4 protein-coding genes and 1 pseudogene are annotated in these 3,591 nt (G+C 67.2%); 4 read left to right on the top strand and 1 reads right to left on the bottom strand.

The genetic code is table 11. From position 1 onward, the window contains the following. Positions 1-209: 209 nt before the first annotated feature. From ACWDA7_RS51270 to ACWDA7_RS51280, 3 genes and pseudogenes are all read left to right on the top strand, one after another. Positions 210-392, top strand: a pseudogene (locus tag ACWDA7_RS51270) (hypothetical protein); the annotation flags it as partial. A 113-nt stretch (positions 393-505) separates the two neighbouring features. Continuing rightward, complete coding sequence (locus tag ACWDA7_RS51275; protein ID WP_450614901.1) at positions 506-1,039, top strand: hypothetical protein; 534 nt, start codon at positions 506-508, stop codon at positions 1,037-1,039. A 389-nt stretch (positions 1,040-1,428) separates the two neighbouring features. Continuing rightward, positions 1,429-1,749 carry a WhiB family transcriptional regulator gene (locus ACWDA7_RS51280; protein WP_450614903.1) on the top strand — a complete coding sequence of 107 codons (321 nt, stop codon included), beginning with the start codon at positions 1,429-1,431 and terminating at the stop codon, positions 1,747-1,749. A 63-nt stretch (positions 1,750-1,812) separates the two neighbouring features. Here ACWDA7_RS51280 and ACWDA7_RS51285 read toward each other — a convergent pair whose 3' ends face one another. Then, positions 1,813-2,139, bottom strand: a complete 327-nt coding sequence (locus ACWDA7_RS51285) for a hypothetical protein (protein ID WP_450614905.1) — start codon at positions 2,137-2,139, stop codon at positions 1,813-1,815. A gap of 87 nt (positions 2,140-2,226) precedes the next feature. On the opposite strand from ACWDA7_RS51285, the gene ACWDA7_RS51290 reads away from it, so the two are divergent. Continuing rightward, positions 2,227-3,393 (top strand): IS630 family transposase, encoded by a 1,167-nt coding sequence (locus ACWDA7_RS51290; RefSeq protein WP_450614907.1) that lies wholly within the window; start codon positions 2,227-2,229, stop codon positions 3,391-3,393. Positions 3,394-3,591 lie beyond the last annotated feature (198 nt).

Below are 3,591 nucleotides of genomic sequence, written 5' to 3' on the forward strand. Positions count from 1 at the left end.
ACGGCCACGAAGGGGGCAGCGATCGTACGCAGCGACTCACCACGCATCGATGCACCCCCCTCCCCAACACGTGATCAGCAACAGGAAGAACGCTATCGGCCGGCACTGACAGTGCCCGCCATGCGTCGTGCGCGCTGCACCACCATGAACCAGTACATGCTCGTGCACACTCACACACACTCCTGCACATCCGAAACCGAACAGCTCCCAACCCCCTGCCGGGCTGGGACACCGACATGCTGCTTCGTGCTGCGGACCGCATCTCAGCAACCGGCGACGTATCCCTACAGCGGCACCTCTTCGCCCGGGTCGAGACAGCGGCCCGACAAGCCGGACACGGCGAAGTGCTGGACGCCTGGGGCGAGGACCTCGACCTTATGCGACCGCAATAGCGCCCTTGGCCCAGCCCCTGTTGGCAGTCTGACAGCCGGTAGGGATCCGAGACGGCGGGTTGTCGCGCAGTAATCGCAGTGCGGCGCGAGCACGCGTGCCGCAGACTTCCTGGGTGATCGTTCTGCAGCCTGTCCTGGAGATCTACGCCTCCGACGGCTTCACCCTCTGGCCTGTCACCGAGTCCGAGCTGTACGGCTTTCTGCCGCTCAGCGGCGCACTCGATCCTGCCGAGGTCGGCACAGCGGTGATGCGCATCGCCGACTACAACGACATCGATCCCGAGACCGACGGTCGCCCACCGCGTCCCGCCGACCCACTCGGGGGCTTCCTGCACGGACTGCTGACCATGGACGACCTTGTCGCACCTGGCGGTCTGCGGATTTCGGACACCGCAACCGGCACCACGCTGCTGCCGGGCTGCTGCAACGGGCTGGACGAGTGGCGTGACTGGCTTGAGGTCGTCGACGGCAGGGGCTGGCCTCCTTCGGTCACGACCCCTCTGCGCTCGCTGAACGGCACGGCGACGTCGTCCGATTCACCGCCGACGCCGAGCATCACAACAGCCCGGCCATCGAGCTACCTGTCGCGGACCTGCGTCGCCTGCTCGCCGGCGCAGAGCGCGACCTGCTCGACTTCCTCCACCTAGCCGCCGCCTGGGCGGCTCGGCACCTGCCTGATTACACCACGCCTGTCACCTCCGTCCTCGGCCGTGCTGTAGGCCTGCCCGCACCAGTGATACGGCCGAACTCGTAGGGGTCTAGGTGTCGGCGTACTACCTCGGATTCGTCGGCAGGGGTCTGCGGTTGAGGTGGTCAGTTGGATCTTTTCGGACTGCCCTTGGGGCCGTGGGCGGTGCCATGACTTTGCCAACAGGCCGTAGACGGCAAGCGGCCCGGCGTCAAGGAAATTCACTCGAAGGAGTGTGAGGAGGAAGTCGGGGTATTGCGAAGCCCATGGCAGTTGGGCGTAGCGTCCTATGCCCCCGGCAGATTGCCGGGACTGCTGACAGGCCGGGCGGGGAGAGGGTGGCGCTGGATGAAGGCGGTTGACGACTGGGCCGAGCGCGGGGCGTGCCGGGGATTGAACCCGGAGGAGTTGTTCGTCGAGGCGTCGGCCCAGCATCGGGTCAAAGCGGTGTGTGCGGGCTGCGCGGTGCGGACGGAGTGTCTGGCATTCGCCCTGGACCAGCGGATCGAGCACGGGGTGTGGGGAGGGATGACCGAACGGGAGCGACGGTCGCTTCTGCGTCGTCGTCCGACCGTAACGTCCTGGCGACGGTTGCTGGAGGCGGCACGTGCGGAGCATCAGAACCGTTCGCGAGGCGGCACGCCCACCGGCCGTCAGGTTTCTGCCTAAGTGGTCCAGTTCGGAAGTCCTTCGGAGGTTGACGTCGGGGGCGGTCTTGTGGCTGGCGTCTGGTCAGATGGCGGGGCTGGCGAGGTGGATCCTGCAGGCGCGGTCGAGCGCGTCTGCGGGGGTGCCCGTGGTGCTGCCGGTGGGCAGTAGGCAGTCCTCGTAGCGGTCGTTGCTGGCCAGGTAGAGGGCGAAGCCCCACCTGCCAGCGGCGCCGCTGTAGCGCAGGCGCATCAGCTTGACCCGTTCGCTGTCGGCCAGTTCGGCTTCCACATATGCGAAGGCTCCGCGGTGGCGGACGTGCAACCGCTGCAGTTGCGGCCAGGCGGTGCGGGCGCGCTCGTCGAGGCGCGCCTCCAGGGAGAGCCGGGTGTGCTCCGAAGGCGTGGGCATGGCGCTCATCCTGCCCGAGGGGCTGATCGCCGGATACGGCAGGCTGGGGCCTGTCGTGATCCACTTCTCTCGATCGGGTTGCCTTCCTTGCCCGCTGCCTGTGCCCGTCCGATAGTCCTGCGCGCCGGCGAGCGTGAGCGGCTGAAGAAGATGGCCTACGGCCACAAGACCGAGTACCGGATGCGCTTACGCGCGCAGGTCGTCCTGCACGCGGCACGCGGACGCTCCAACGCGCGCATCGCCCGCGAGACGGGGCTGCACCTGGACACGGTCCGCTGTTGGCGGGGCCGGTTCGCCGAATGCGGTCTGCCCGGGCTATCAGACCGCGAACGCACCGGTCGGCCACCGGTGTTCACCGCGCTGCAGGTCGCCGAGGTCAAAGCCCTGGCCTGCCAGCTGCCCGCGGAAACCGGCACGCCGTTATCGCGCTGGTCATGTCCGGAACTGGCCCGCGAGGTGGCCGCCCGGGCCATCACCACACCGGTCTCCGTCTCCACCGTGCGGCGCTGGCTCAAGGACGACGCGCTCAAGCCCTGGCAGTACCAGTCGTGGATCTTCATCCGAGACCCGGACTTTCGCATCAAGGCCAGCCGCATCATGGACCTGTACGCCCGTACCTGGGGTGGCGTCCCGTTGGGCGAGGACGAATACGTGATCTCCGCGGACGAGAAGACCTCCATCCAAGCCCGCTGCCGCTGCCACCCCACCCTGGCCCCCGGCCAGGCCAGGGCGATGCGCGTCAACCACACCTACGGCCGTGGCGGCGCCCTGGCCTACCTGGCCGCCTACGACGTCCACCGCGCCCGTGTCTTCGGCCGTAGCGAACCCACCACTGGCATCGTGCCCTTCATGAACCTGGTCACCCAGGTCATGAGCCAAGAACCGTACGCCAGCGCCAAACGTGTGTTCTGGATCGTCGACAACGGCTCGTCCCACCGAGGGCAGGCCGCCATCGACCGCCTGACCAAGACGTTTCCGAACGCCGTCATGGTGCACACCCCCGTGCACGCCTCCTGGACCAACCAGATCGAGATCTTCTTCTCGATCGTCCAGCGCAAGGTCGTCTCGCCCAACGACTTCACGGACCTCGCTGAGATCCGGGACCGGCTCCGAGCATTCGAAGACCGCTACAACGCCACGGCACAGCCGTTCCAGTGGAAGTTCACCACCACCGAACTGGACGATCTGCTGGCCAGACTCGACCGACACACCGCCGATCACCAGGCAGAATCCTCCGCCGCCTCGGCAGCATGATCAACCCCCGAAGGACTTCCGAAACGGACCACTAAGAGTCATCCCATGATGGGATGCCGTGCGCCCAGTTCCTGTTCGGGTACGCTGCCTGTGGGCGGTGCGGTCCCTACTGGGGCGGCTGTTCCGACGTGGGCCTTGTGCCGCTCGCGCGCGGGTCGGGTCTCATTCGGGGTGGGCCGGTACCGGTCGGTGGTATTT

This window comes from Streptomyces sp. NPDC001156 (genome assembly GCF_053598275.1).